The organism is Streptomyces sp. NBC_01707, assembly GCF_041438805.1.
Classification (GTDB): domain Bacteria; phylum Actinomycetota; class Actinomycetes; order Streptomycetales; family Streptomycetaceae; genus Streptomyces.
The window spans coordinates 2,843,882-2,870,437 of the sequence record NZ_CP109190.1 but is presented as its reverse complement, the minus strand read 5'-3'; the positions used below and the strand labels follow the sequence as shown (position 1 = coordinate 2,870,437).

At 71.3% G+C, this 26,556-nt stretch carries 22 protein-coding genes; 17 read left to right on the top strand and 5 right to left on the bottom strand.

From position 1 onward, the window contains the following. The first annotated feature begins 67 nt into the window (after nucleotides 1–67). The 7 genes from OG963_RS12800 to OG963_RS12770 all read left to right on the top strand — a co-directional run bounded on the left by OG963_RS12800 (nucleotide 68) and on the right by OG963_RS12770 (nucleotide 10,314). Nucleotides 68–991: an LLM class F420-dependent oxidoreductase gene (locus OG963_RS12800; protein WP_030927396.1), complete on the top strand. Its 924-nt coding sequence runs from the start codon at nucleotides 68–70 to the stop codon at nucleotides 989–991. Between the two features lie 105 nt (nucleotides 992–1,096). After that, on the top strand, nucleotides 1,097–2,062 hold the full coding sequence (gene mmuM, locus OG963_RS12795; RefSeq protein ID WP_371798915.1) for a homocysteine S-methyltransferase: 966 nt from the start codon (nucleotides 1,097–1,099) through the stop codon (nucleotides 2,060–2,062). A 53-nt stretch (nucleotides 2,063–2,115) separates the two neighbouring features. After that, a complete protein-coding gene (locus tag OG963_RS12790; protein ID WP_093777386.1) occupies nucleotides 2,116–3,594 on the top strand; it encodes a 3' terminal RNA ribose 2'-O-methyltransferase Hen1 in 1,479 nt (492 codons plus the stop codon). Next, nucleotides 3,591–6,170: a polynucleotide kinase-phosphatase gene (locus OG963_RS12785; protein ID WP_371798914.1), complete on the top strand. Its 2,580-nt coding sequence runs from the start codon at nucleotides 3,591–3,593 to the stop codon at nucleotides 6,168–6,170. The genes OG963_RS12790 and OG963_RS12785 overlap by 4 nt, the downstream gene beginning before the upstream one ends. Nucleotides 6,171–6,238: 68 nt before the next feature. Then, entirely contained in the window at nucleotides 6,239–7,471 is a 1,233-nt protein-coding gene (locus OG963_RS12780) for an arginine deiminase (protein WP_030927401.1), read from the top strand. Nucleotides 7,472–7,648: 177 nt separating this feature from the next. Further along, nucleotides 7,649–8,653, top strand: coding sequence for an ornithine carbamoyltransferase (gene argF / locus OG963_RS12775; protein ID WP_319739548.1), 1,005 nt, complete (start codon nucleotides 7,649–7,651; stop codon nucleotides 8,651–8,653). A gap of 194 nt (nucleotides 8,654–8,847) precedes the next feature. After that, nucleotides 8,848–10,314, top strand: coding sequence for an amino acid permease (locus OG963_RS12770; protein ID WP_371798913.1), 1,467 nt, complete (start codon nucleotides 8,848–8,850; stop codon nucleotides 10,312–10,314). Between the two features lie 165 nt (nucleotides 10,315–10,479). Here OG963_RS12770 and OG963_RS12765 read toward each other — a convergent pair whose 3' ends face one another. Then, nucleotides 10,480–10,911 (bottom strand): ATP-binding protein, encoded by a 432-nt coding sequence (locus OG963_RS12765; protein WP_093777101.1) that lies wholly within the window; start codon nucleotides 10,909–10,911, stop codon nucleotides 10,480–10,482. Between the two features lie 237 nt (nucleotides 10,912–11,148). Here OG963_RS12765 and OG963_RS12760 point away from each other — a divergent pair, with 237 nt between their 5' ends. Both OG963_RS12760 and OG963_RS12755 read left to right on the top strand, forming a co-directional pair. Then, on the top strand, nucleotides 11,149–11,976 hold the full coding sequence (locus OG963_RS12760) for an enoyl-CoA hydratase family protein (protein WP_093777099.1): 828 nt from the start codon (nucleotides 11,149–11,151) through the stop codon (nucleotides 11,974–11,976). A 4-nt stretch (nucleotides 11,977–11,980) separates the two neighbouring features. After that, on the top strand, nucleotides 11,981–14,263 hold the full coding sequence (locus tag OG963_RS12755; RefSeq protein WP_371798912.1) for a bifunctional salicylyl-CoA 5-hydroxylase/oxidoreductase: 2,283 nt from the start codon (nucleotides 11,981–11,983) through the stop codon (nucleotides 14,261–14,263). Here the strand turns inward: OG963_RS12755 and OG963_RS12750 are convergent. Genes OG963_RS12750 through OG963_RS12735 form a run of 4 tightly spaced genes read right to left on the bottom strand, consistent with a single transcriptional unit; the run spans nucleotide 14,250 to nucleotide 18,030 of the window. Further along, nucleotides 14,250–14,711 carry a hypothetical protein gene (locus tag OG963_RS12750; protein WP_371798911.1) on the bottom strand — a complete coding sequence of 154 codons (462 nt, stop codon included), beginning with the start codon at nucleotides 14,709–14,711 and terminating at the stop codon, nucleotides 14,250–14,252. The two genes, OG963_RS12755 and OG963_RS12750, sit on opposite strands and share 14 nt — an antisense overlap. Further along, on the bottom strand, nucleotides 14,708–15,532 hold the full coding sequence (locus OG963_RS12745; protein WP_093777093.1) for a GNAT family N-acetyltransferase: 825 nt from the start codon (nucleotides 15,530–15,532) through the stop codon (nucleotides 14,708–14,710). The genes OG963_RS12750 and OG963_RS12745 overlap by 4 nt, the downstream gene beginning before the upstream one ends. A 40-nt stretch (nucleotides 15,533–15,572) precedes the next feature. After that, entirely contained in the window at nucleotides 15,573–16,400 is an 828-nt protein-coding gene (locus tag OG963_RS12740; protein ID WP_093777091.1) for a PaaX family transcriptional regulator C-terminal domain-containing protein, read from the bottom strand. A gap of 4 nt (nucleotides 16,401–16,404) precedes the next feature. Then, nucleotides 16,405–18,030, bottom strand: coding sequence for an AMP-binding protein (locus tag OG963_RS12735; protein WP_093777089.1), 1,626 nt, complete (start codon nucleotides 18,028–18,030; stop codon nucleotides 16,405–16,407). 88 nt (nucleotides 18,031–18,118) lie between these two features. Between OG963_RS12735 and OG963_RS12730 the strand changes: the two genes are divergently transcribed. The 8 genes from OG963_RS12730 to mnhG all read left to right on the top strand — a co-directional run bounded on the left by OG963_RS12730 (nucleotide 18,119) and on the right by mnhG (nucleotide 26,542). Further along, nucleotides 18,119–19,273 (top strand): acyl-CoA dehydrogenase family protein, encoded by a 1,155-nt coding sequence (locus tag OG963_RS12730; RefSeq protein ID WP_371798910.1) that lies wholly within the window; start codon nucleotides 18,119–18,121, stop codon nucleotides 19,271–19,273. Then, the gene (locus tag OG963_RS12725; protein WP_093777085.1) at nucleotides 19,270–19,671 is read left to right on the top strand and encodes a RidA family protein; all 402 of its coding nucleotides are present in this window, start codon (nucleotides 19,270–19,272) and stop codon (nucleotides 19,669–19,671) included. Before OG963_RS12730 ends, OG963_RS12725 begins: the two co-directional genes overlap by 4 nt. A 333-nt stretch (nucleotides 19,672–20,004) precedes the next feature. After that, nucleotides 20,005–22,974, top strand: coding sequence for a Na+/H+ antiporter subunit A (locus OG963_RS12720; protein ID WP_371798909.1), 2,970 nt, complete (start codon nucleotides 20,005–20,007; stop codon nucleotides 22,972–22,974). Then, nucleotides 22,971–23,582 carry a Na(+)/H(+) antiporter subunit C gene (locus tag OG963_RS12715; protein ID WP_093777081.1) on the top strand — a complete coding sequence of 204 codons (612 nt, stop codon included), beginning with the start codon at nucleotides 22,971–22,973 and terminating at the stop codon, nucleotides 23,580–23,582. Before OG963_RS12720 ends, OG963_RS12715 begins: the two co-directional genes overlap by 4 nt. After that, nucleotides 23,579–25,237, top strand: coding sequence for a Na+/H+ antiporter subunit D (locus OG963_RS12710; protein WP_093930878.1), 1,659 nt, complete (start codon nucleotides 23,579–23,581; stop codon nucleotides 25,235–25,237). The genes OG963_RS12715 and OG963_RS12710 overlap by 4 nt, the downstream gene beginning before the upstream one ends. Then, nucleotides 25,234–25,866 carry a Na+/H+ antiporter subunit E gene (locus tag OG963_RS12705; RefSeq protein ID WP_093777077.1) on the top strand — a complete coding sequence of 211 codons (633 nt, stop codon included), beginning with the start codon at nucleotides 25,234–25,236 and terminating at the stop codon, nucleotides 25,864–25,866. The genes OG963_RS12710 and OG963_RS12705 overlap by 4 nt, the downstream gene beginning before the upstream one ends. After that, nucleotides 25,863–26,192 (top strand): monovalent cation/H+ antiporter complex subunit F, encoded by a 330-nt coding sequence (locus OG963_RS12700; RefSeq protein ID WP_093777075.1) that lies wholly within the window; start codon nucleotides 25,863–25,865, stop codon nucleotides 26,190–26,192. Before OG963_RS12705 ends, OG963_RS12700 begins: the two co-directional genes overlap by 4 nt. Beyond that, nucleotides 26,189–26,542 carry a monovalent cation/H(+) antiporter subunit G gene (mnhG, locus tag OG963_RS12695; RefSeq protein ID WP_093777073.1) on the top strand — a complete coding sequence of 118 codons (354 nt, stop codon included), beginning with the start codon at nucleotides 26,189–26,191 and terminating at the stop codon, nucleotides 26,540–26,542. The genes OG963_RS12700 and mnhG overlap by 4 nt, the downstream gene beginning before the upstream one ends. Nucleotides 26,543–26,556: the final 14 nt, after the last annotated feature.

The following is a 26,556-nucleotide window of genomic DNA, read 5'->3' as shown; positions in this document are numbered from 1 at the left end:
TCCGCCGCCGGGCCGCACACGCACCGGGAGGAGGGACGAGCGGCGTTCGGAGGTGCAGGATGGATCCATGGATCTTCGAATCTTCACGGAGCCCCAGCAAGGGGCGAGCTACGACACTCTGCTCACTGTCGCCAAGGCTGCCGAGGACCTCGGCTTCAATGCCTTCTACCGTTCCGACCATTACCTCCACATGGGCGCGGGCAACGGGCTGCCCGGCCCGACCGACGCCTGGATCACCCTGGCCGGGCTGGCACGCGAGACCAAGCGGATCCGGCTCGGCACGCTGATGACCGCGGGGACCTTCCGGCTTCCCGGTGTCCTCGCGATCCAGGTCGCCCAGGTCGACCAGATGTCCGGGGGCCGGGTCGAACTCGGCCTGGGCGCGGGCTGGTTCGAGGAGGAGCACAAGGCGTACGGCATCCCGTTCCCCAAGGAGAAGTTCGGCCGACTGGAGGAGCAGCTGGCGATCGTCACCGGACTCTGGGCGACCGGGGTCGGTGAGAAGTTCAACTACGACGGCACCTACTACCAGCTCACCGACTCGCCCGCGCTGCCCAAGCCGGCCCAGGCCAAGGTGCCGATCCTGATCGGCGGTCACGGTGCGACGCGTACACCGCGGCTCGCCGCCCTGTACGCGGACGAGTTCAACATTCCGTTCGCCTCGCTGGAGGACAGTGAGAAGCAGTTCGGACGGGTCAGGGAAGCTGCGACGGCGGCCGGGCGCGGCGCGGACGACCTGGTGTACTCCAACGCCCTGGTGGTCTGTGTCGGCAAGGACGACGCCGAGGTGGCCCGCCGGGCGTCGGTGATCGGCCGCGATGTGGAGGAGCTGAAGGCGAACGGACTGGCGGGCTCGCCCGCCGAAGTGGTCGACAAGATCGGCCGGTACGGCGAGATCGGGTCGTCGCGGATCTACCTCCAGGTCCTCGACCTGGACGATCTGGAGCATCTGGAGCTGATCTCCGCGCAGGTCCAGCCCCAGCTGAACTGAGCCGCCCCCGACGGTGGTGGACACCGGACCGCGTGGACAGCACCGACGTGGACACCGGACCGGTGAACAGGAGCAGGTGAACACGAGTCGCTGAGAGGAGCGCCTGTGCAACCCGACCGCCCGCTGGCCACGGCGCTCGCCGAGTCCACGGTCCTGCTCGACGGAGGCCTCTCCAACCAGTTGGAGGCGCAGGGCTGCGATCTGTCCGACGAGCTGTGGTCGGCCCGGCTGCTGCTCGACGAGGACCGGCAGATCGAGGCCGCGCACCGGGCCTATGTGCGGGCGGGTGCGCAGGTGCTCATCACCTCGGGCTATCAGGCGACGTTCGAGGGGTTCGCGCGGCGGGGGATCGGCCGGGACCGGGCGGCGGAGCTCTTCGCCCGCAGCGTGGAGCTGGCCCGGCGGGCCGGTGGCGCGACGGACCGGGAGATCTGGGTCGCCGCCTCGGTCGGTCCGTACGGGGCGATGCTCGCGGACGGCAGTGAGTACCGCGGCCGGTACGGCCTCTCGGTCCGGGAGCTGGAGCGCTTCCACCGGCCCCGGATCGAGGCGCTGGCCGCCGCCGGACCCGATGCGCTGGCACTGGAGACGGTGCCGGACGTCGACGAGGCGGAGGCATTGCTGGGGGCGGTGGAGGGGTGCGGGCTGCCCGTCTGGCTCTCCTACAGCGTGGCGGGGGACCGGACCCGGGCCGGGCAGCCGCTGGACACGGCCTTCGCGCTCGCCACCGGGTACGAGCGCGTGGTGGCTGTGGGAGTGAACTGCTGCGATCCGGCCGATGCCGACCGTGCGGTGGAGACGGCGGCGGAGGTGACCGGGAAGCCGGTCGTCGTGTACCCGAACAGTGGTGAGCGGTGGGACGCCGAGGGCCGGGCGTGGACCGGTGGTGCCACCTTCGACCCGGGCCGGGTGCGGGGCTGGCAGGCCGCCGGCGCCCGGCTGGTCGGCGGCTGCTGCCGGGTCGGCCCCGGCCCGATCGCCGAACTGGCCGAGCTGCTGGAGGCGGAACGGACGGGACGGACAGGACGGTCCGGAGGGACAGCAGGCGAGGGAGGAACACCGGAACCGTAGACATCAACAAAATGCCTGGTGGGGGACGAGTGGACCGGACCATACTCGGACGTGTGTTCCTGACAATCAGTACGACCGGCACGCCGGAGCGACCCGCCACCGACCTAGGCTTTCTGCTGCACAAGCACCCCGAGAAGGCGCAGCAGTTCTCCACGTCCCACGGCACCGCGCACGTCTTCTACCCCGAGGCATCGGCCGAGCGCTGCACGGCCGCGCTGTTGCTGGAGGTGGATCCGGTGGCGCTGGTGCGGCGCGGCAAGGGAAAGGGCCGGGGCGGCGCCCCCGACGCGGCGCTCGCGCAGTACGTGAACGACCGCCCGTACGCGGCGTCCTCGCTGCTCTCCGTCGCGATGAGCGCTGTCTTCAAGTCCGCTCTGAACGGTGTGTGCCGGGCCCGGCCCGAGCGCGCGGCGGACCCCATGCCGCTGAGGATCGAGGTGCCCGTGCTCCCGGCGCGCGGCGGGCCCGAGCTCGTCTCGAAGCTCTTCGGTCCGCTCGGCTGGTCGAGCGTGGACGCCGTGGCCGTACCGCTGGACGAGCAGTTCCCGGAGTGGGGCGACTCTCGGTACGTACGGCTCGTGCTGGAGGGCGAGTTGCGGCTCGCCGACGCGCTGCGGCAGCTGTACGTCCTGCTGCCCGTGCTCGACGACGCCAAGCACTACTGGGTCGCGCCCGACGAGGTGGACAAGCTGCTGCGGGCCGGTGACGGCTGGCTGGCCGACCACCCCGAGCAGAAGCTGATCACCAGCCGGTATCTGTCCCGGCGCTGGGGGCTGACCCGGCAGGCGATGGAACGGCTGGAGCTGGTGCGCCTCGCCGAGCTGGACGACCTGGCGGTGGAGAGCGTCGACAACGCCGTGGACGAGACGACGGACACCGAGGAGAAGCCGGTGCCGCTCGCCGAGCAGCGGCGCACGGCGATCCTGGAGGCGCTCCGTGCCGCCGGGGCGAGCCGGGTGCTCGACCTGGGCTGCGGACAGGGCCAGTTGGTCCAGGCGCTGCTGAGGGACGTGCGCTTCACGGAGATCGTCGGCGTCGATGTCTCGATGCGCGCTCTCACCATCGCCTCGCGCCGTCTCAAGCTCGACCGGATGGGGGAGCGACAGGCCGGACGCGTCACACTGCGGCAGGGCTCGCTCACGTACACCGACAAGCGGCTGGCCGGCTACGACGCGGCGGTACTCAGCGAGGTCATAGAGCACCTCGACCTGCCGAGGCTGCCGGCGCTGGAGTACGCGGTGTTCGGTTCGGCCCGGCCGCAGACGGTGGTCGTGACGACACCGAACGTCGAGTACAACGTCCGCTGGGAGAGCCTCCCGGCCGGGCATGTGCGCCACGGCGACCACCGCTTCGAGTGGACCAGGGCGGAGTTCCGGAGCTGGGCCCGGGAAGTGGCGCAGCGGCACGGATACGGAGTCGACTTCGTGCCGGTCGGGCCGGACGACCCCGAGGTGGGGCCGCCCACGCAGCTGGCGGTCTTCACGAAGACCGCCGAGGACGACACCAAGAAGAAGGAGGCGAAGGCAGCATGACCGACAACGACACGGGCGACCACACCGAGAAGAGCACAGGCACGCACCGCACGCTGCCGGTGACCGACCTCTCCCTCGTCGTTCTCGTCGGGGCCAGTGGCTCCGGCAAGTCCACCTTCGCGCACAGGCACTTCAAGCCCACCGAGATCATCTCCTCGGACTTCTGCCGTGGCCTCGTCGCCGACGACGAGAACGACCAGAGCGCCAGCGGGGACGCCTTCGACGTGCTGCACTACATCGCGGGCAAGCGGCTCGCCGCCGGGCGGCTGACCGTCGTCGACGCCACCAACGTCCAGGCCGAGAGCCGCAAGCAGCTGGTGCAGCTGGCCCGCAGCCACGACGTGCTGCCGATCGCGATCGTTCTCGACCTGCCCGAAGAGGTCTGCCAGGCGCGCAACGCAGCCCGCCCCGACCGGGCCGGAATGCCCCGCCATGTCGTCCAGCGCCACCGCCGCGAGCTGCGCCGATCGCTGCGCGGCCTGGAGCGCGAGGGCTTCCGCAAGGTGCACGTCCTGCACACCGAGGAGGAGGCCGAGCACGCCGAAGTGGTGCTCGAGCGCCGCTACAACGACCTTCGTCATCTCACCGGACCGTTCGACATCATCGGTGACATCCACGGCTGCAGCTCCGAGCTGGAGTCCCTGCTCGGCAAGCTCGGTTACGTCGACGGCGCGCACCCCGAGGGGCGTACCGCGGTCTTCGTCGGCGACCTCGTCGACCGCGGTCCCGACAGCCCCGGTGTGCTGCGCCGCGTCATGTCCATGGTGTCCGCGGGCGACGCCCTGTGCGTGCCGGGGAACCACGAGAACAAGCTCGGGCGCTACCTCAAGTGCCGCAAGGTCCAGCACACCCATGGACTCGCCGAGACCATCGAGCAGTTGGACCGGGAGGACGCGCAGGACCCGGCCTTCCGCGAGCAGGTGCGGGAGTTCATCGACGGGCTGGTCAGCCACTACGTACTGGACGGCGGGAAGCTGGTCGTCTGCCACGCCGGGCTGCCCGAGAAGTACCACGGGCGCACCTCCGGACGGGTCCGCTCGCACGCGCTGTACGGTGACACCACCGGTGAGACCGACGAGTTCGGCCTGCCCGTGCGCTATCCGTGGGCGGAGGACTACCGCGGCCGCGCAGCCGTGGTCTATGGCCACACCCCCGTGCCCAGCACCTCCTGGGTCAACAACACCCTCTGCCTGGACACCGGTGCGGTCTTCGGCGGGAAGATGACCGCGCTGCGCTGGCCCGAGCGCGAACTCGTCGACGTACCGGCCGAGAAGGTCTGGTACGAGCCCACCAAGCCGCTGACCACCGAGGCACCCGGGGGCCGGGAGGGCCGCCCGCTGGACCTCGCCGATGTGCAGGGCCGCCGGATCGTGGAGACCCGGTACCTGGGCCGGATCTCGGTGCGTGAGGAGAACGCCGCGGCGGCGCTCGAAGTCATGAGCCGGTTCGCCGTCGACCCGCGGCTGCTCGGCTACCTGCCGCCGACCATGGCGCCGACCGCCACGTCCCACGAGGAAGGGTTCCTGGAGCACCCGGCCGAGGCGTTCGCCCAGTACCGGGCGGACGGTGTCGCCACCGTCGTGTGCGAGGAGAAGCACATGGGCTCGCGCGCGGTGGCCCTGGTCTGCCGCGACGCGGAAGCGGCCCGGGAGCGGTTCGGGGTCGAGGGTCCGACCGGGGCGCTGCACACCCGTACCGGACGGCCGTTCCTGGACGACCTGGCCCTGACCGAGGTCATCCTCGGCAGGCTGCGCACGGCCGTCACCGCCGCCGGACTCTGGGACGAGTGGGACACCGACTGGGTGCTGCTCGACGCCGAGTTGAGGCCCTGGTCCCTCAAGGCCGGAGGCCTGCTCCGCTCGCAGTACGCGGCGGTCGGCGCCGCGTCCGGTGCCGTCCTCCCCGGGGCCAACGCGGCGCTGGCGGCAGCGGCGGCCCGCGGTGTCGACGTCACCGACCTGGCTGCGCGTCAGCAGGACCGGACGGCCGACGCGGCGGCGTTCACCGACGCATACCGGCGCTACTGCTGGTCCACCGAGGGCCTCGACGGCGTGCGGATCGCCCCGTTCCAGATCCTCGCCGTGCGGGGCCGCTCGCTGGCCTCCGTACCGCATGACGAGCAGCTTGCCTGGCTCGACCGACTGGTGGAGCACGACCCCACCGGCCTTCTCCAGGTCACCCGGCGGCTCGTCGTCGACACCGGCGACGAGGCATCGGTCCGGGCCGGCGTCGACTGGTGGCTGGAGATGACCGGTCGCGGCGGTGAGGGCATGGTCGTAAAGCCGCTCGGGGCGCTCGTCCGGGACGAAAAGGGCAGGCTGGTCCAGCCGGGCATCAAGGTGCGCGGCCGGGAGTACCTGCGGATCATCTACGGCCCCGAGTACACGCGTCCGGAGAATCTGGAGCGGCTGCGCTCCCGATTCCTCGGCCATAAGCGGTCGTTGGCGCTCCGTGAGTACGCCCTGGGGCTGGAGGCGCTGGACCGGCTCGCCGACGGGGAGCCGCTGTGGCGGGTCCACGAGGCGGTGTTCGCGGTGCTCGCCCTGGAGTCGGAGCCCGTCGACCCGCGGCTCTGATCCCGAAGACGCAGAGGTAGGTGGCGATTCGCCGGGTGAACGGCGCTCCGCGCGGTGAGGATGGTGACATGGGATTCCATGTCGACTCCGAGGCCGGGCGGCTGCGCCGCGTCATACTGCACCGCCCCGATCTCGAACTGAAGCGGCTCACCCCCAGCAACAAGGACGCGCTCCTCTTCGACGACGTGCTGTGGGTGCGCCGCGCCCGGCAGGAGCACGACGGCTTCGCGGACGTCCTGCGCGACCGCGGAGTGGAGGTGCATCTCTTCGGCGATCTGCTCCGTGAGGCCCTGGACATTCCGGTGGCCAAACGGCTGGTGCTCGACCGGGTCTTCGACGAGAAGGAGTACGGTCCGCTCGCCACCGAACATCTGCGGGCCGCCTTCGAGGAGCTGTCCATCGATGAACTGGCGGAGGCGCTGGTCGGCGGGATGACGAAACGGGAGTTCCTGGAGCGGCACAGCGAGCCGACCTCCGTCCGCTTCCACGTCATGGAACTGGACGACTTCCTGCTCGGTCCGCTGCCCAACCACCTGTTCACCCGGGACACCTCGGCCTGGATCTACGACGGGGTGTCCATCAACGCGATGCGCTGGCCGGCCCGGCAGCGCGAGACGGTCCACTTCGAGGCGATCTACCGCCATCACCCCCTCTTCACCGGCGCCGAGGCCGGGGCCTTCCACCACTGGTCGGAGGGTCAGGACGACTATCCGTCGACCATCGAGGGCGGCGACGTCCTGGTCATCGGCCAGGGTGCCGTCCTCATCGGGATGAGTGAGCGCACCACCCCGCAGGCGGTCGAGATGCTGGCGCGCGGGCTGTTCGACGCCGGTTCCGCCCGGACGATCGTGGCGCTCGACATGCCCAAACGCCGGGCGTTCATGCACCTCGACACGGTGATGACGATGGTCGACGGCGATACGTTCACCCAGTACGCGGGGCTCGGCATGCTCCGCTCGTACACCATCGAGCCCGGCGGCGGACCGCGAGATCTGAAGGTCACCGACCATCCACCGGAGCACATGCACCGGGCCATCGCGGCGGCGCTCGGCCTGGACTCGATCCGGGTGCTCACGGCCACCCAGGACGTGCACGCGGCGGAGCGTGAGCAGTGGGACGACGGCTGCAATGTGCTGGCCGTCGAGCCGGGAGTCGTCATCGCGTACGAGCGCAACGCCACCACGAACACGTATCTGCGCAAGGAAGGCATCGAGGTCATAGAGATCCGCGGCAGCGAACTGGGCCGGGGTCGGGGCGGCCCCCGCTGTATGAGCTGCCCGGTGGTGCGTGACCCCGTGTAGCCGGGGGCGCGGCACCGTACGGAGACGCGGGGGCGTACAGATGCGTGCGCGGGGGCCGTACAGATGCATGGTGGATCGCGCGGACACGTAGCACGGGGGCTGTATAGCGATGCGTTGTTTCGTATAGACTTCCAGGACTTGTACGCGCGACCCTCGCCCGACCCAGGAGCAGCCACCATGGCGATAGACCTCGCAGGCCGCCACTTCCTCAAGGAGCTGGACTTCACGGCCGACGAGTTCCGCGGCCTGATCGACCTGGCCGCCGAGCTCAAGGCGGCCAAGAAGTCGGGCACCGAGGTGCAGCGGCTGCGCGGCCGGAACATCGCGCTGATCTTCGAGAAGACCTCGACCCGCACTCGCTGCGCCTTCGAGGTCGCCGCCGCCGACCAGGGTGCCTCCACGACCTATCTCGACCCCACGGGCTCCCAGATGGGCCACAAGGAGTCGGCGAAGGACACGGCCCGCGTACTCGGCCGGATGTTCGACGGCATCGAGTACCGCGGTGACAGTCAGGCGACCGTCGAGGAGCTGGCGGCGTACGGCGGGGTGCCCGTCTTCAACGGGCTCACCGACGACTGGCACCCGACCCAGATGCTCGCCGACGTCCTCACGATGACCGAGCACAGCGACAAGCCGCTGGAGCGGATCGCCTTCGCCTACCTCGGCGACGCCCGTTTCAACATGGGTAACTCGTACCTGGTCACGGGCGCGCTGCTGGGCATGGACGTCCGGATCGTCGCCCCGAAGGCCTACTGGCCGGCCGAGGAGATCGTCGCGCAGGCCCGCCGGCTCGCCGAGTCCAGCGGCGCGACCGTCACTCTCACCGAGGGCATCGCCGAAGGTGTCCGGGGCGCCGACTTCGTCGCCACCGACGTCTGGGTCTCCATGGGTGAGCCCAAGGAGGTCTGGGACGAGCGCATCGCGGCCCTTGCGCCGTACGCCGTCACCATGGATGTCCTGAAGGCCACGGGCAACGCCGACGTGAGGTTCCTGCACTGCCTCCCGGCCTTCCACGACCTCGGGACCAAGGTCGGCCGCGAGATCCACGAAAGCCACGGTCTGACCGAGCTGGAAGTCACCGACGAGGTGTTCGAGTCCGCGCACTCGGTCGTCTTCGACGAGGCCGAGAACCGGATGCACACGATCAAAGCCGTCCTGGTGGCGACCCTGGCCGGTGCCTGACGCGGCACGGCCGGGGTCGCCGAGTAACGCATGATCATGCGCCCGATTGGGTGAACATGCGAAGAAGTGGCTATCATGGTTCTACTTGGTGGGGTTCGAGCTCGCACGCTCGAGCCCCATTTTCGTGCCGTCCCCCTCGCAGGACCAGAGGCCCGGAGCTCCCCCACCCCGCTCCGTCCGCACGAGCCCCCCACATGCGCCACCAGAGAAGAGATCGTCCCGTGAGTCCGCTCCGCCCGCCGAGCCTGTCCCCCCGGCCCGGCCTGCGTATCAAGAGCCCCGACCAGCTGGTCGCCGAATCCGGCGCCGATCTGGAGGGGCACGGCCTCAAGCGCACCATGGGACTGTTCCAGCTCGTGTGCTTCGGCGTGGGAGCCATCGTCGGCACCGGCATCTTCGTCGGCCTCTCCGACACCGTCGCCGAGACCGGCCCCGCGGTCGTCCTCTCCTTCGTCCTCGCCGCGATCACCTGCATCTTCACCGCGTTCTCCTTCGCCGAGCTGGGCGGCGCGATCCCGGTCTCCGGCAGCTCGTACTCCTTCGCCTACGCCACTCTCGGCGAGCGCATCGCGTTCCTCGTCGGCTGGTGTCTGCTGCTGGAGTACGGCGTCTCGGTCTCCGCGGTCGCGGTCGGCTGGAGCCAGTACGTCAACGAGATGCTGAACAGCCTCGTCGGCTGGCACCTGCCCGACGCCCTGTCCGCCGGGCCCGGCGACGGCGGCGTGATCAACCTCCCCGCCATCGTGGTGATCATGATGGCGGCCACCCTGCTGGTCCGTGGCATCCGGGAGAGCGCCGGCGCCACGGCCGCTATGGCGGTCCTCAAGATCGGCATTCTGATCGCCTTCTGCGCCATCGCGTTCACCGCGTTCGAGGCCGGTCATCTCACGCCGTTCGCCACGCACGGCCCGGCCGGGGTCACCGCCGGCGCCTCGCTGGCGTTCTTCTCGTACATCGGCTTCGACGCGATCACCACCGCGGGCGAAGAGGTCAAGAACCCCCGGCGGAACATCCCGATCGCGATCCTGATCTGCATCGGGGTCGCCACCCTGCTCTACTGCGCGGTCGCCCTCACGGCCATCGGCGCACTCGGCGCGGACGCCGTCTCCGACAAGCCGGCCGCCCTCTCGCTGATCGTCGACCAGGTCACCGGCTCGACCGTCGGCGGCGGCATCATCGCGTTCGGCGCGGTCGTCGCCATCGCGTCGGTCGTGCTCGCGGTGATGTACGGGCAGACCCGCATCCTGATGTCGATGTCCCGCGACGGATTGGTCCCGCGGGTCTTCGAACGTGTCTCGCCGCGGACCGCGACGCCGGTCGCCAACACCTGGATCGTGGCAGCCGTCTTCGCCGTGCCGGCGGCCTTCGCGTCCCTCGACGTGGTGGTGAATCTGACGACCATCGGCACACTCGGCATCATGGTGGCGGTCAATGTCGCGGTGATCGCGTTGCGGCGCGGCAACCCGGGGCTGAAGCGCTCCTTCCGGGTGCCGCTCTACCCGGTCAGCCCGATCCTGGGCGTCATCTTCTGCCTGTATCTGATGTACGGGACGGGCTGGGCGACCTGGGTGCAGTTCGCGGTGTTCCTGGCGGCCGGCGCGGCGGTGTACGCCGGCTACAGCCGGAGCCGGTCGCGGCTGGCCGGCGCGGCTCAGGACTGAGAGGCGTCGAGGAAGCGCCTGGAGGCACCCGGGGGGCAATGCCGGGGAAGCGCCCACCGGCGCCGGGGTACCGGAGTAGCGCCGAGGGTTTCCCGGGTGTGCCGGGGAAACGGGGCGTGCACCGGCCGGCGCTGAAGGTCGGTGAGGAGCGCCGGGAAGCGCTTCTCACCGGCGGTGCTGGTGCGGCAGCGTGAACCACACGGCCTTGCCGTGCTCCGTCGTGCGATGACCGCAGGACGAGCTGAGCGTGCGGATCAGGAGCAGGCCGCGTCCGTGCTCCTGCCAGGGGTCCGGCTCGCTGCCGGGCCGGGGTCGGGAGAGGTCGCCCGGCGGGGCCGGGTCGTGGTCGTGGACCTCCACCTGGCAGGCGGTCTCCAGAAGCTCCACCACCAGTTCGACGGGCTCGTCGCCGTCGGTGTGCTTCACGGCGTTGGCGACCAGTTCCGCGGTGAGGAGCTCGGCCGTGTCGGTGGTGTCGGCCGGTGTGTCGATGTCCGCCAGCGCCGTACGGATCAAGGTGCGGGCGATCGGCACTGCGGCCGTGGAGTGCGGCAGCGCGATACGCCAGGAGGCGGGCATCGGTCCATCGGGCGGCAAGGCGGGGTTCCGTTCCGGAGGCACGGCTGTCCCGAGCTCGAGTTTCTGGAGCTCAAGACTTCTTCCTTTCAACCTTACGAAGCGCAACGACACAGACAAGGGGACTGCGGTCGGCCGGAAAGGGACGTTCGCCACATATTCCGGTCGACGTCTATCGCGTACTCGTGACGGCAGTCACGTAAGAGTGATAACTTCGAGAGCAGGTAGCAGCCCGACGGCTGAAGGGGACCACCCTCCATGAGCCCGTTTCCCAGCTCCGCCCGCCGTACCGATGACTGGAGCCATCTGCGGCTGACGACGGACGACGGCGTCGCCACCGTCACCCTGGCCCGCCCCGAGAAGCTCAACGCGCTGACCTTCGGCGCCTACGCCGATCTGCGCGACCTCCTTGCCGAGCTGTCCCGCGAACGCTCCGTGCGCGCTCTCGTGCTGGCCGGTGAGGGGCGCGGCTTCTGCTCCGGCGGTGATGTCGACGAGATCATCGGTGCCACGCTCGCGATGGACACCGCGCAGTTGCTCGACTTCAACCGGATGACGGGGCAGGTCGTGCGGGCGCTGCGCGAGTGCCCCTTCCCCGTCATCGCCGCGGTGCACGGCGTCGCGGCGGGCGCCGGTGCGGTCCTCGCGCTGGCCGCCGACTTCCGTGTCGCCGACCCGTCCGCCCGGTTCGCCTTCCTGTTCACCCGGGTCGGGCTCTCCGGCGGCGACATGGGAGCGGCCTATCTGCTGCCGCGCGTCGTCGGCCTGGGACACGCCACCCGGCTGCTGATGCTCGGCGAGCCGGTCCGCGCCCCCGAGGCCGAACGGATCGGGCTGATCAGCGAGCTGGCCGAGGAGGGACAGGCCGACGCCCGGGCCGCGGAGCTCGCCCGCCGCCTCGCCGAAGGCCCCGCCCTCGCCCTCGCCCAGACCAAGGCGCTGCTCACCGCCGAACTCGACATGCCGCTCGCCGCCGCCGTGGAGATGGACGCCGCCACCCAGGCCCTGCTGATGCACGGCGACGACTACGCCGAGTTCCACGCCGCGTTCACGGAGAAGCGCCCGCCGAAATGGCAAGGCAGGTAGCGCCATGGCTTCCGACACGAGGCGGATCGCGGTCATCGGCGGCGGCCCCGGCGGGCTGTACGCCGCGGCCCTCCTCAAGCGCCTCGACCCCGAGCGCTCCGTCACCGTCTGGGAGCGCAACGCCCCCGACGACACATTCGGTTTCGGCGTCGTCCTCTCGGACGAGACGCTCGGCGGCATCGAACACGCCGACCCCGTGGTGTACCGGGCGCTCCAGGCCGAATTCGTACGGTGGGACGACATCGACATCATCCACCGCGGCCGGACCCAGACGTCCGGCGGCCACGGCTTCGCGGCACTGGGCCGCCGCCGGCTCCTGGAGATCCTGCACCAGCGCTGTGCGTCCCTCGGGGTACGGCTCCGCTTCCGCGCCGAGGCCCCGTCCGTCACCGAGCTCGCGGCGACGCACGACCTGGTGATCGCGGCCGACGGGGTGCACAGCACCACCCGTGAGACGTACGCCGATACCTTCCGGCCCACCGTCACCACCCACCGCAACCGCTACATCTGGCTCGCCGCGGACTTCGCGTTCGACGCCTTCCGCTTCGAGATCGCCGAGACCGAGCACGGCGTGATGCAGCTGCACGCCTACCCCTTCTCGGCCGATGCCTCCACCGCCATCGTCGAGATGCGCGAGGATGTCTGGCGCGCGGCCGGCTTCGACGCCATGGACACCGCGGCATCGACGGAGCGCTGCGGCAAGATCTTCGCCGACGCCCTCGGCAGCCGCCCGCTGCGGTCCAACAACTCCTCCTGGCTCACGTTCCGTACCGTCGTCAACGCCCACTGGTCGCACGGCAACACGGTTCTCATCGGTGACGCGGCCCACACCGCCCACTTCTCCATCGGCTCCGGCACCAAGCTCGCCGTCGAGGACGCCCTGGCACTCGCCGCCTGCATCGAGGAGCAGCCGGACCTGCCCGCGGCCCTCGCCGCGTACGAGGCCGAGCGGCGGCCCGTCGTCGCCTCCACCCAGCGTGCCGCCGCAGCGAGCCTGCGCTGGTTCGAGGAGCTGGCCACGTACGTCGACCAGGCGCCCCGCCAGTTCGCGTTCAACCTGCTGACCCGCAGCCGCCGCGTCACCCACGACAACCTGCGGCTGCGCGACGCCGGCTTCACCGCTGCCGTCGAGGAGGAGTTCGGCTGCGCCCCCGGCACCCCGCCGATGTTCACCCCCCTGCGGCTGCGCGGCCTGGAGCTCCGCAACCGCGTCGTCGTCTCCCCGATGGACATGTACTCGGCCGTCGACGGCGTCCCCGGTGACCTCCACCTCGTCCACCTGGGCGCCCGCGCCCTCGGCGGCGCCGGGCTCGTCATGACAGAGATGGTGTGCGTCAGCGCCGAGGGCCGGATCACCCCCGGGTGCACCGGCCTCTACACCCCCGAACAGGCCGCCGCCTGGACCCGGATCACCGACTTCGTCCATACCTCCGCCCCCGGCACGGCGATCGGCATCCAGCTCGGCCACTCCGGTCGCAAGGGCTCCACCAAGCTGATGTGGGAGGGCATCGACCAGCCCCTCGACGAGGGCAACTGGCCGCTGTCCGCCGCCTCCCCGGTCCCGTACCGGGACGGCGTCAACCAGGTCCCGCACGCGCTGGACCGGGCCGGGCTCGACGTGATCCGCAACCAGTTCGCCGCAGCGGCCCGGCACGCCGCCACCTGCGACTTCGACCTGCTCGAACTCCACTGCGCCCACGGCTATCTGCTCTCCGGGTTCCTCTCCCCGCTCACCAACCGCCGCACCGACATCTACGGCGGACCGCTGTCGAACCGACTCCGCTTCCCCCTCGAAGTCTTCGACGCGGTCCGCGCCCGGTGGCCCGACGACCGGCCCATGACCGTCCGCATCTCCGCCACGGACTGGGTCGACGGCGGCACGACGGCCGAGGACGCCGTCGAGATCGCCCGCGCGTTCGTCGCGCACGGCGCCGACGCCATCGACGTCTCCACCGGCCAGGTCGTCCCGGACGAGGACCCCGAGTACGGCCGCTCGTACCAGACCCCGTTCGCCGACCGGATCCGTAACACCCTGGTCGTGCCCGTCATCGCGGTCGGTGCGATCTCCTCCTGGGACGACGTCAACTCACTTCTGCTGGCAGGCCGTGCCGACCTGTGCGCCCTGGCCCGCCCGCATCTGTACGACCCGCACTGGACCCTGCACGCGGCGGCCGAGCAGGGCTACGACGGGTCGGGCGCGCCCTGGCCGCTTCCGTATCGCGCGGGCAGCCGCACACCGCCGACCGGCCGCACGGACGCGCCGAAGCCACGGCTCACCCTGGGGTGAGCGCCCCGGCCGTCGAGCAGTCGTGGCAGCGGCAGGCGGTGGGGTGGGGCACACCGGCCCAGCGGGTACCGCGGCACTCGGCTGCCAGTGCCTCGAGCCGGGCGGCAGCCTCCTCCGCGTCCTCCCGGCAGCCCCAGGACCGGCCCACAGGGGACTCCGCGTCGCGCCGTAGCACCGCAGGACTGTGGACCCGCGTGGCCCGGAAGGTGTGCAGGTGACGTGTGGCCATGTCGAGGGTGATGTAGCGGCAGGTGTGCCGCCCGCGCCCCACGGTCGTCAGCACCTCGTGGTCGCCGGGGCGGGAGCCGATCACGTACACCTTGGCGCCTGCCCGGTACGACTTGGTGCCCGGACGCAGCTCCTGCCCTCCCACCCCGTACCGGCGCCACCGCACCATGTTCGCGGCGATGAGCCACAACGGTTCGAGCGGTGCCCCGTCGCCCGTCATCCCCGGGCCTCCCGGCTGATCAGCAGCCGGTCGGACAGGGCCTCGTAGCCGATGCGCCGGTACACACCGTTGCTCGTCGGGTTCGCGAGATCCGTGAACAGCAGCACCTCCTGCGCGCCCGCCTCCCGCGCCGCCCGGCTGACCTCGGCCGTCACCGCCGCCGCGTACCCGTGGCCCCGGTGCTCCGGCGGTGTGTACACGGCCGTCACCCGCACCGCGCCGGCGACCCGCGGGGAGACACCCGCCATCGACACCGGGACCCCGACGGTCTCCCAGAGCGTCAGATCGCCGGACGCCGTCCGCTCGTCGACCATCCGCTCGGCGTGGGTGTCCGGCTGGCCGACGTCCGCGGCGAACGCGCGATGCCAGGCCACCAGCAGGGCCCGGTCGGTGATGGTCGCGGACCTGGCCCGGCCCGGCGGCGCGGGAGATGGCGGAATCAACTCGCCCAGCCGGTACAGCCGTTGCTCCCCCTCGACGCGGTGGCCGGGCCACCCCGCGGCCAGCGCCTCAGCCGTGGTCCGGTCCGCGTTGACGGCGGTCAGGGGGAACTCGGCGGCCAGCGGACCGAGCGCCTCAGGGGCGACGACGCCGAGCAGCGGCGGGTACGGCGGGGTCTGGACCAGGGTCCCCGCCACCTCGCCGTCCGGCCCGCGCCACCAGCCCAGCACCGGGGCGGCGTCTCCGTACGCATGGGGGCCGCTGTTCCGCAGGGTCGCGGTGATGGTCAGTACGAGGGTGTTCTCGGCGGGCCGGGTGGCCAGCCAGGCACCGGCCGCGTCAAGGAACAGATCGACGTCGTCAGTGAAGGTCCAGGTCATGGTCCATGATGACCAGTCGGGACCGGGCCGTGCACACGCTTTACGAGCCGCTCGGCCCGCCGCGGACGAACTCCGCCCCCGCATCCCGCAACCGGGCGTGCAGCAGCCCGAACACCTCCGCCGCCCGGCCCCCGGGCCAGTCCTTCGGCAGCAGCTCCTCCGGCAGCCCCGGATCGGCGTACGGCAGCCGCCGCCAGGAGTCCAGGGCGGTCAGATAGTCCCGGTAGGCGGCTTCCGCGTCCGGCTCGCCGGTGCGCGACTCCCAGGCCCGCAGCACCGGTTCGTGCTGGGCCAGGAAGTCCAGGTGGAGCCGGGCGATGGCGTCCAGGTCCCACCAGCGCGCCACCGACTCCCGCGTCGCGGCGAAGCCGAGGTGTTCCCCGCGGAACAGGTCCACGTACGGGGCGAGTTCCAGCCGCTCCAGGGTGTGCCGGGTCTCGTCGTACAGTGCGGCGGGTGCGATCCAGACCCCTGGCGCGGCGGTGCCGAAGCCCAGCCGGGAGAGCCGGGAGCGCAGCAGGTGCCGCTTGTGCCGTTCCGCTTCCGGTACGGAGAAGACGGCGAGCACCCAGCCGTCCCGCAGCGGTGGTGACGGATGTGCGTAGATCCGCCGGTCGCCGTCGTCCAGCAGCTGGCGCGCGTCCTGCGACAGGGCGTATCCGGCCGCGCCGCTCGCGGTCCGCGCCGGTGCGAGCAGCCCGCGCCGCTTCAGCCGGGAGACGGAGGAGCGCACCGACGGGGCGTCGACGCCGACGGCGTTCAGCAACCGGATCAGCTCGGCCACCGGCAGCGGTGTGTTGCCGGTGGTGCGACCGTACGCACCGTAGAGGGTGACGATCAGGGATCGGGGGGTGTGCAGGTCGGCCACGTGATCACTCTAGGGCCTGGCTCCGGTCCGCCTCGCTACGCAGCCGGAACCGCTGCAGTTTGCCCGTGGCGGTCCGGGGGAGGGCGGGCAGGAACTCGATGACGCGCGGGCACTTGTGCGGCGCCAGTTCGCCCTTCATGTACGTGCGCAGGTCGTCGGCCGACGGCGCGGCGCCCTCGCGAGGCACCACGTACGCCACCACGACCTGGCCGCGCAGCTCGTCCGGCCGGCCGACCACCGCCACCTCCGCGACCTGGGGATGGCGCAGCAGGGCGTCCTCGACCTCAGGGCCCGCGATGTTGTAGCCGGAGGAGATGATCATGTCGTCGGCGCGTGCGACGTAGTGGAAGTAGCCGTCGCTGTCGCGCGTGTACGTGTCGCCGGTGAGGTTCCAGCCGTGCTGCACGTACTCCGTCTGCCGTGCGTCGCCGAGATAGCGGCACCCTGTCGGGCCGCGTACGGCGAGCAGCCCCGGCTCCCCGTCGGGCACCGCGCGGCCGTCCCGGTCCAGCACGCGCGCCTGCCAGCCGGGCACCGCAACGCCCGTGGTGCCGGGGCGGATCGCGTCGTCGGCGGCGGAGATGAAGATGTGCAGCAGTTCGGTGGCGCCTATGCCGTTGATGATGCGCAGACCGGTCCGCTCGTACCAGGAGTGCCAGGTCGCCGCGGGCAGGTTCTCGCCCGCCGAGACGCAGCGGCGCAGCGCGGACAGATCGTGCTCGCCGAGATGGTCGAGCATCACGCGATACGCGGTCGGGGCGGTGAACAGGACCGAGACGCGGTGGGTGGCCAGCGCGGGCAGCAGCTGCCGCGGACCGGCCTGTTCCAGCAGCAGCGCCGAACCGCCGGCCCGCAGCGGGAAGACCACCAGGCCGCCGAGCCCGAAGGTGAAGCCGAGCGGCGGACTGCCCGCGAACACGTCCTCGGGGCCCGGCCGCAGGACGTGGCGTGAGAAGGTGTCGGCGATGGCCAGCAGATCGCGGTGGAAATGCATACAGCCCTTGGGACGCCCGGTGGTTCCCGAGGTGAACGCGATCAGCGCGACATCGTCCGCGGCGGTGTCCACGGCCCGGTACGGACCCGGCCGGTGCTCGGCCAGCCGCAGCAGATCGTCAGCCTCGTCCCCTCCGTACGCAGTGATCTGCAACCCCGGCACCTGAGCCTTCACCAGATCGTCGACCGACCGGACATCGCACAGCGCATGGCCGACCCGGGCGATCGAACAGATGGTGGCGAGCTCCTGGGACCGCTGCTGCGCCAGGACGGTCACGGCGATCGCGCCCGCCTTCAGGACGGCGAGCCAGCAGGCGGCCAAATGGGGGGTGGTGGGGCCGCGCAGCAGGACCCGGTTGCCGGGGACGACCCCCAGATCGGAGGTCAGGACATGGGCGATCCGGTCGACCCGGTCCTGGAGCTCCCCGTAGCTCCACGTCGGGCCGTCGGGGGTACGGAAGGCGGGACGGTCGGGTCCGAGACGGGCGACGGTGGTGTCGAGGAGTTCGGCGGCGCAGTTCAGCCGGTCCGGATAGTCCAGCTCGGGGAGACCGAAGACCAGTTCCGGCCACTGGTCCTGGGGTGGCAGATGCTCTCTGGCAAAGCTGTCGATGTGCGCTGAGGTCTTCGGGTCCATAACGGATCGCCCCCTTGTCGCCCTTGGAGCGTATCGTTTGAATGACGGTAGTCAATACTTCGCGATACGATCCAGGAGAGGCGCCGGTATGTTGGCATTCTCGCTCGATCCGTCACAGACCGCCTGGTGCGAGGAGCTGCGCGCCCTCGCCGAGCAGCAGTTGCGCCCCCTCGCCGAGAAGGGCGAACCGGGCCACGTCAACCGTCCACTCGTCGCCGCCCTCGGCGAACTGGGCCTGCTCGACCGGCTGTTCTCCTCCGGGGCCCTCGACCTCTGTCTGCTGCGCGAGTCCCTGGCCCGCGGCTGCACGGAGGCCGAGACCGCACTGGCCCTCCAAGGACTCGGCTCGTACCCGTTGGTCCAGGCGGGTACCCCGGCCCACCGTGAACGCTGGCTCCCCGATGTCCGCGCGGGCCGCGCGGTCGCCGCCTTCGCGCTCAGCGAGCCCGGCGCCGGCTCCGACGCGGCGGCTCTCGCCCTCGGTGCGGCGCACACCCCGGGCGGCTGGCGGCTGACCGGCGAGAAATGCTGGATCTCCAACGCCCCCGAGGCCGACTTCTACACGGTCTTCGCCCGTACGACGCCCGGCGCCGGAGCCCGCGGCGTCACCGCGTTCCTGGTCCCCGCCGACCGCCCGGGGCTGGCCGGCGCAGCGCTCGACATGCTCTCCCCGCACCCCATCGGGGCGCTCACCTTCGACGGGGTGCCGGTCACCCCGGACGACGTACTGGGCGAACCCGACCGCGGCTTCCGGGTGGCCATGAACACCCTCAACCTGTTCCGGCCCAGCGTCGGCGCCTTCGCCGTCGGCATGGCCCGCGCCGCCCTCGACGCGACCCTGGACCACACCGCGGAGCGCACCGCGTTCGGCGGCCCGCTCAAGGATCTGCAGGCCGTCTCGCACCAGGTCGCCGAAATGGCCACCCGCACCGAGGCCGCCCGGCTCCTGGTGTACGCGGCCGCGGCGGCGTACGACGCGGGGGAACCGGGGGTACCGCGCAGAGCGGCGATGGCGAAGCTGTACGCCACGGAGGCGGCGCAGTACGTCGTCGACGCCGCCGTCCAGTTGCACGGCGCCCGCGCGCTGCGCCGCGGTCATCTGCTCGAGCACCTCTACCGGGAGGTGCGCGCCCCGCGGATCTACGAGGGCGCCAGCGAGGTCCAGCGCACGATCATCGCCAAGGAGCTGTACGCGACGGCGGCGCAGCAGGAGCCGTCCGGGAATCAGGAGCCGTCCGCATGAGCCCGATCCACCGAATCAATCCCGCCGAGCTGTCCCCGCCCACCGGCTTCTCGCACGCCGTCACGGCCACCGGCGGTCAACTGGTCTTCCTGGCCGGGCAGACCGCCCTCGACCGGAACGGCAAGGTCGTCGGCGACACGCTGCCCGAACAGTTCACGACGGCCCTCACCAATCTCCTCGTCGCACTGCGTGCGGCCGGTGGCTCCCCGGCCGATCTGGCCCGGGTCACCGTCTATGCCACCGATGTCGCCGACTACCGAGCCCATGCCTCCGAACTCGGCCGGATCTGGCGGCGGTTGGCGGGCCGCGACTACCCGGCGATGGCGGTCGTCGGGGCGGCCCGGCTCTGGGACGAACAGGCGCTCGTCGAGCTCGACGGGATCGCCGTACTGCCGTGAGGAGACCGGACGGGCGTGATCCCGCCGGACATACCGGTGCGTCGGTGATCGGGGTGAGCCACGCCCCGGCGATCTTGCCGGTGGCGCCCCTCACCGTCCCCGGCGCCTCGGGCTGACGCCTCACCGTCACCCGCCAGTTGGCGAACCCCGTGCACTCGGGACGTGACGGTCGCCGTCAGCCGCGTCCGCAGCGGTGTCCTGCAACTGCGCGGCGCGCCGTACGGGTGATAGGAGGTGGGGGATATATCTGTATTCAGTGCCCTATGCCCGTGATGCTTCGCCCAAGCCCCGGACGCCCCCCGCGGGCAGGCGCGGGACGCCCACCGGGGCCGTATGACAGCGCTCATCGTCTGCCACTTCGTCCTCGCCGCGTGCGCGGCCCCGCTGGTACGGCGCCTCGGCAGCCGCGCGTTCGTCGTGCTCGCGCTGCCGCCCACGGCCGCCACGGTCTGGGCGGCCACGCAGTGGAACACCGCGGCGTCCGGCGGATCCGTGACCTGGTCGTGGCCGTGGATGCCGGCGTACGACGTCTTCGCCGAACTGCGCCTCGACGCGCTCGCCGAACTCATGGTGCTGCTCGCCGCCGGTATCGGCGCGCTCGTCCTGCTCTACTGCGCCTCGTACTTCTCCGACGACGCCCCCGGACTGGCCGGCTTCGCCGGGAACCTGCTGGCCTTCGCGGGCGCCATGCTCGGCCTGGTCCTCGCCGACGACCTGATCACGCTCTATCTCTTCTGGGAACTGACCACGGTCTTCTCCTACCTGCTGATCGGGTACAGCAGCGAACAGAAGCACAGCCGGCGCTCCGCGCTCCAGGCGCTCACCGTGACCACGCTCGGTGGCCTCGCGATGCTCGTCGGTTTCCTGATCCTCGGTCAGGCGGCGGGCACGTACCGGATCTCCGCGATCGTCGCCGACCCGCCGGCCACGAGCCTCGCCATCTCGGTGGCCGTGGTGCTGATCCTGTGCGGAGCGCTGTCCAAGTCGGCGATCTGGCCGTTCAGCCTCTGGCTGCCGAACGCCATGGCCGCCCCCACCCCCGTCAGCGCCTATCTGCACGCCGCGGCCATGGTCAAGGCCGGTGTCTACCTGGTGGCCCGGCTCGCGCCCGGCTTCGCAGACGTCCCCGTCTGGCGGCCCGTCGTCCTGGTCCTCGGCGGAGCGACCATGCTGCTCGGCGGCTGGCGGGCGCTGCGGCTGAACGACCTGAAGCTCGTCCTCGCCTACGGCACCGTCAGCCAGCTCGGCTTCCTCACCCTGCTCGCCGGTATCGGCAACCGTGACGCCGCTCTCGCGGCCGCGGTCATGATCCTGAGTCACGCCCTCTTCAAGGCGCCGCTGTTCCTCGTCACCGGCATCGTCGACCATGCGGCAGGCACCCGCGATCTGCGCAGACTGTCGGGCGTCGGCCGGGCGCTGCCGTACGTCTGCGCGGTCGCCGTGCTCGCCGCCGCGTCCATGGCCGCACTGCCCCCGCTGCTCGGATTCGCCGCGAAGGAGGCCGCGTTCGAGGCGCTGCTGCACGGCGACGCCGCGGACCGCTGGGTGCTCGCCGTCACCGTGGCGGGCTCGACGCTGACCGTCGCCTACGCCGTGCGGTTCGTCTGGGGCGCGTTCTGCCGTAAACCCGGCGTCGCGGATACCCCGGTGCACCGCGTCGGCTGGGCGTTCCTCGGCCCGCCCGCCCTGCTGGCGCTCTGCGGCCTGGTGCTCGGGCCGGGCGTCGGCCTGGTCCAGCGGCTGCTCAGCACGTACGCCGACGAGTTCCCCGTGCCCGGTCATCCGTACCACCTGGCGCTCTGGCACGGATTCGGCACCGCCTTGCTGCTCTCGACCGTCGCCACGGTCGGGGGTGTGGTGCTCTTCGCCGGGCGCACCACCGTGACCCGGCTCTCGCGGCGGATCGCCTGGCCGACCGCCGACCGGGTCTTCGGCCGTCTGCTGCTGGGTCTGGAGCGCACTTCGCTGGAGATCACCGGTTTCGTCCAGCGCGGCTCGCTCTCCGGCTACCTCGCCACCACTCTGCTCGTCATGCTCGCCGGCCAGCTCGCCGTGCTGGTGGTGGACCGGCCGTGGCACGGGGCGTCGGCGCCGCGGCTCTGGGACGCTCCGCTGCAGGGCGCCGTGGCCGCCCTGACCTGCGCGGCCGCGCTTCTCTGTCTCACCGTCAGCCGTCGGATGAAGGCGGTGGTCCTGGCAGGACTGACGGGGTACGGGACCGGGTTGCTCTTCGTCGTCCAGGGCGGCCCCGATCTGGCGCTCACCCAGTTCTGCGTCGAGACGGTGTCCATGGTCGTGTTCGTGCTGGTGCTGCGGCGGATGCCGGTGCACTTCCAGGAGTCGGTCAGTACGCGGCGGCGCGCGGTGCGCATTCCTGTGGCGCTGGCCGCGGCCGCCACCCTGAGCGTGGTGGTGTGGGTCGCTGCGGCCGCACGTACCGCCGACCCCGCCGGGGCCGCCATGGTCGAGGAGACCGCGCACCACGGGCTCAAGGACGTCGTCGCCACCATCCTGGTCGACCTGCGGGCCTGGGACACGATGGGGGAGTCCGCCGTGCTCGCCGCCGCGGCGATCGGCGTGACCAGCCTGATCTATCTGCACCGCCGTGCGGACGGATCCGGGCTCCGCGAGGAGGTCCCCGGGCGTACGGCCTGGTCGCTGACGGAGCGTGGACTGACCGGCCTGCCGCACGGCGACGAGGGCGCGCCCGAGCGGAGCTGGCTCGCGGCCGGCGCCACGCTCGCACCCGAACACCGGTCGGTCGTCTTCGAGGTCGTGGCCCGGCTGCTGTTCCATCCGATCCTGGTGCTCTCCGTCTATCTGCTGTTCTGCGCCGAGAACATGCCGGGCGGCGGGTTCGTCGCCGGACTCGTCGCCGGTGTCGGGCTGATCACCCGCTATCTGGCGGGCGGTCGCTTCGAACTCGCCGAAGCCGCACCACTGCAGCCGGGGCTCTTCACCGGCCTCGGGCTGTTCCTCTCCACCGGAGTGGCGCTGCTCGGCCTCGCCGACGGAACCGTGCTGCACGCCTGGACGTATCACGGTCGGCTGCCCGTGTTCGGCCCGTACCACCTGGGCACGCCGGTCCTCTTCGACTTCGGTGTGTACCTGCTGGTACTGGGTGTGGTGCTGGACATCGTGCGCGCGCTGGGAGCCAGGATCGACCGCCAGATCGAGCGGGCCGCGATGGAGAAGGCCGCGGCGGAGGAAACGGCGCCCAGGAGGGAAGCGGGACCGGGACCCGAGCCCGGTCCGGAATCAGGACCGGGTACGGCACCCGAGGCCGGAGGCGCCCCCGGATGACGGTCAGCGCCTCGCTTCTGGCCACGGCCGCCGTGCTCTGTGCCGTCGGCGGCATCCTCATGCTCACCCGCCCTCTCACCCGCATCCTGCTCGGCGCGGTGATCGCGGGCAACGGCATCAACCTGCTCGTCCTGTCCGCCACCGGATCGGCGGGCAGGGCGCCCCTCCTGTACGGCGTCCCGCTGTGGCAGGTCACCGACCCGCTGCCGCAGGCCATCGCTCTGACCGCGATCGTCATCACGCTCGCCACCACGGCGTTCCTCCTCGCGATGGCGTACCGCAGCCACCAGTTGACCGGCACCGACGAGGTCCACGACGACCTGGAGGACCGGCGTATCGCGCTGCGCGCCGAGGTGCTGGGAGAGCGGGACGAACTGCGCGAGCAGTACCGGTCCGCGTCCGGACGCACAGCGGAGGAACGCGCCCGGTACCGGGAGGAACGCAAACGCCTGCGGGCCCGGCTCCGCGCCGACCGCGCCCTGCAGGCCCGCGGCCGGGACGCCACCGGAGACCTCTGGCACGACGTGCTGGGCGCCGACCCGCAGGACTACGCCGAAGCCCGTACCGAAGACCCCGCCACAGACGCGAACCGAGGAGACACCGGGTGAACGCACTCGTTCCGCTGCCGGTGCTGCTGCCGCTCTGCGCCACCGGCCTGAGCCTCGCCTTCGGCACCCGGCTCAAACAGTTCCAGCGCTTCATCAGCGTCGCCGTGCTCAGCGCCGTGCTCGCACTCTCCGTCGCCCTGATGATCGCCGCCGACTTCCGCGGCCCCCTCTCCGTCCACCTCGGCGACTTCGCCCCGCCGGTCGGCATCACCCTGGTCGCGGACCGGCTGTCCGGGCTGATGCTGACCGTCTCCTCGGCCGTCACCCTCTGCGTGCTGGTCTACTCCCTCGGCCAGGGCATGGCCGACCGCGACGAGGAGACGCCCGTGGCGGTCTTCCACCCCGCGTATCTGATCCTGGTCGCCGGGGTCTCCTGCACGTTCCTCGCCGGTGACCTCGTCAACCTCTACGTCGGCTTCGAGATCATGCTGGTGGCGAGCTTCGTGCTGCTCACCCTCGGCGGCACCGGCCCCCGGGTGCGGGCCGGCTCCACATACGTGATCATCTCGCTCTTCTCGTCGATGCTGTTCCTCACCGCGATCGCCATGACGTACGCGGCCGCCGGCACCGCCAACCTCGCCCAGCTGGCCCAGCGGCTGGGCGAACTCCCGCTCGGCGTACAGACCCTGATCCAGGCCATGCTGCTGACCGTCTTCGCCATCAAGGCCGCCGTGTTCCCGCTCGCCGCCTGGCTCCCCGACTCGTACCCCACCGCACCCGCCCCCGTCACCGCGGTCTTCGCCGGCCTGCTCACCAAGGTCGGCGTCTACTGCATGCTCCGTACGGAGACCCTGCTCTTCCCCGGCAACCGGCTCGGCGACCTGCTGATGGCGGCGGCGCTGGCCTCGATGGTGATCGGCATCCTCGGAGCCGTCGCCCAGACCGACCTGAAGCGGCTGCTCTCCTTCATCCTCATCAGCCACATCGGCTACATGGTCTTCGGTATCGGACTCGCCACCCGTGAGGCGTACGGCGGTGCGATCGTCTACGTCGCCCATCACATCACCGTCCAGACGACGCTGTTCCTCGTGGCCGGACTGATCGAGCGCCGCACCGGCACCACCGAACTCACCCGGATCGGCGGACTGGCCAGGGCCGCCCCGGTGCTCGCCGCCCTCTTCTTCGTGCCCGCCATGAACCTCGCCGGGATCCCGCCGCTGTCCGGCTTCATCGGCAAGCTGGGCCTCATGCGGGCGGGTGTCGCGGACGGCGGCGTCTGGGCCTGGATCCTCGTCGCCGGCTCGGTGGCGACCAGCCTGCTGACGCTGTACGTGATGGCCAAGGTCTGGAACCTGGCGTTCTGGCGGGCCGCTCCACCCGGGCAGGCCGCGGACGGCACCGTCCTGGAGTCCGACGACGAGAACGGCGGTGACGAGGACGCCGACGAGGGACCGGACCGCATGCCCGGCACCGGCGACGAACCGGTCCTCCACCGGCACCAGCCCGCCGGGCTCGCGGTCGCGGCGACCCTCCACGGCCATGCCGTCACCACCACGACGAAGCTGCCGACGCTCATGACCGTAGCCACCGCGGCAGCCGTCGCCCTCGGACTCTCCTTCACCGTGCTCGCCGGACCCCTGACCTCGTACACCGACCGCACGGCCGCCGAACTCCTCGCGCGCTCCCCCTACATCGAGGCGGTGCTCGGCCGGTGAAACGCTGGATCACCCTGTCCTACCGGAACGCGGAACTGCCGCCCTTCAGCTGCGAATTCGCCGGCCGCCGACGGCGCGTCCTCGACCTTCCGCTGATCGCCTGGCTCACCGTCATCTGGGTGCTGCTCTGGTCGAGTCTGAGCTGGGCCAATGTGGTGACCGGCGTCGTCGTAGCAGTGGCGGTCTGTCTGGCCTTCCCGCTGCCCCGCGTCGATCTCGGGCTCCGGCTCCACCCGTGGGGCATCGTGCTGCTCGCCGGCTATCTGCTCTACGACATGTACACCTCGGGCGTGAAGGTCACCCGGCAGATCTTCGTCGACCATCCGCACCGGGCCGCCGTCATCGCCGTACCGCTGCGCTGCCGCTCCGACCTGATGCTCGCGGCGACCGCCGTCGCCGTGTCGAACGTGCCCGGCGGGTCCGTCGTCGAGGTACGCCGTGCCACGGCCACCGTCTTCGTCCACGTGCTCGACGCGGACCGGCCCGCCGTGCTCGACGCGGCCCGGCGGTCCGTCTGGCGGCTGGAGGAACTGACGGTACGGGCCTTCGGAACCCCTGACGAGATCGTCCGGGTGGCCGGACCACCACCGTCGACGCCGCGGACGGACGGGTCGGGGGCCGCCTCATGAGTGCCCCGGAGACCGTCGACCGGGTCCTGCTCACCGCCGCCGTGGTGGTGCTCGTCATTGCCGGGGCGGGGCTGCTCGGCCGCATCTGGCGCGGGCCGTCGATGCTGGACCGGGCGATCTCGCTGGATGTGTGTGCCGCCCTCATCATCGCGGGCCTCGGCGCCAAGTCCGCCGTCGCCCGCGACCCGTTCTATTTCCCGATCATGCTGGTGCTGGCCTTTCTCGGCTTCACCGGCTCGGTCGGCATCGCCCGCTTCATCGCCGTGCGCGACCGGCCGAGGAAAGCCGTACGCGAACGGCCGAGGACCGAGGAGGAACCGGAGTGAAGGTCTGGCTCCAGATCGTCGACACGACCGGTGCGGTACTGGTCTTCATGGGCGCGGCCATCTGCCTGCTCGGGGTGATCGGCATGCTGCGGCTGCCGGACGTCCTGTCGCGCAGCCACGCCGCGACGAAGCCGCAGAGCCTCGGCCTGCTGCTGGTCCTCGCCGGAGTCGCGCTGCGGCTGCGCAGCGGCATGGACCTTGCCACGCTCGCGCTGATCGGGTTCTTCCAGCTGATGACCGGACCGGTCGCCGCGCATCTGGTCGCGCGATCGGCGTACCGGACCGGTCAGATCGACCACGGCGAGCTGCTTTTCGACGAACTGGACGCACAGCTGACCGAAGAGCGCTGAACCCGGGGCAGTCG